This is a genomic window from Bradyrhizobium sp. P2_E8 (assembly GCF_056403875.1).
This window is the reverse complement of the sequence record NZ_JBFUES010001349.1, coordinates 1-1,601: the sequence shown is the minus strand read 5'-3', so window position 1 is coordinate 1,601 and position 1,601 is coordinate 1. Positions and strand designations below refer to the sequence as shown.

General features: G+C 65.9%; 1 protein-coding gene. It reads left to right on the top strand.

Going from position 1 to position 1,601, the window contains the following annotated elements; genetic code table 11:
* Positions 1-1,601: TSCPD domain-containing protein (locus AC1D00_RS40335; RefSeq protein ID WP_477014540.1), on the top strand; the 1,601-nt coding region annotated here is incomplete at both ends.

Below are 1,601 nucleotides of genomic sequence, written 5' to 3'. Positions count from 1 at the left end.
GGGATGCGGCGCTCGAACTCGGCGAGAAGCACGGCTATCGCAACGCCCAGACCACGGTCATCGCGCCCACCGGCACGATCGGCCTCGTCATGGATTGCGACACCACCGGCATCGAGCCCGACTTCGCGCTGGTGAAGTTCAAGAAGCTCGCCGGCGGCGGCTACTTCAAGATCATCAACCGCGCGGTTCCCGCAGCGCTCCGCGCGCTCGGCTATCGCGAGAGCGAGATCGCGGAGATCGAGGCCTACGCCGTCGGCCACGGCTCCCTCTCCAACGCCCCCGGCATCAACGCCTCGACGCTGAAGGCCAAGGGCTTTACCGATGAGGCCATCGCCAAGGTCGAGAAGGCCCTGCCGACCGCCTTCGACATCAAGTTCGCCTTCAACAAGTGGACCTTTGGCGAGGACTTCATCCGCGACCAGCTCGGCATCGGCGCGGAAGCCATTGCGGCTCCCGGCTTCGACCTGCTCCAGGCCGTCGGCTTCACCAAGCGCGAGATCGAGGCGGCCAACGTCCACATCTGCGGCGCGATGACGGTGGAAGGTGCCCCGCACCTCAAGGCCGAGCACTATCCGGTGTTCGACTGCGCCAATCCCTGCGGCAAGATCGGCAAGCGCTATCTGTCGGTCGAGAGCCACATCCGCATGATGGCGGCGGCGCAGCCCTTCATCTCCGGCGCGATCTCCAAGACCATCAACATGCCGAACGACGCCACGGTGGAGGACTGCAAGTCCGCCTACATGCTGTCGTGGAAGCTCGCGCTGAAGGCCAACGCGCTCTATCGCGACGGCTCCAAGCTCAGCCAGCCGCTCAACTCGCAGCTCATCGCCGACGATGAGGACGAGGACGATGCGGTCGAGACGCTCTACGAGAAGCCGATGGCGGCGCGCACCGCCCAGGTCTCGGAAAAGATCGTCGAGAAGCTGGTCGAGCGCATCATCGTGATGCGCGAGCGCGAGAAGATGCCTGACCGACGCAAGGGCTACACCCAGAAGGCGGTCGTCGGCGGACATAAGGTCTATCTCCGCACCGGCGAGTATGACGACGGCCGTCTCGGCGAGATCTTCATCGACATGCATAAGGAAGGCGCGGCGCTCCGCTCCTTCATCAACAACTTCGCCATCGCCRTGTCGCTGGGCCTCCAGTACGGCGTGCCGCTCGACGAATATGTCGACGCCTTCACCTTCACCCGCTTCGAGCCGGCGGGCCCCGTGCAGGGCAACGACAGCATCAAGTACGCGACCTCGATCCTCGACTACGTCTTCCGCGAGCTGGCGGTGAGCTACATGTCGCGCTTCGATCTCGCCCATGTCGATCCGACCGAGTCGAACTTCGACGCGCTCGGCAAGGGCGTCGAGGAAGGCAAGGAGCCGGACGACGCGGGCCACCACGCCTCCAAGCTGGTGTCGCGCGGCCTCACCCGCTCCCGCACCGACAACCTCGTCGTGATGCGCGGCGGCTCGACCGCGGTCGCGCAAGGCAACGACAGCGCCCCGACCGGCGGCAGCAAGGTCACGGCACTCGCCTCCCACGGCGCGAGCGCCCGGGTCGGCGATGTCCTGGAAGGCGCGGTCGCGCTGAAGCAGGAAGTGAGCCACGAC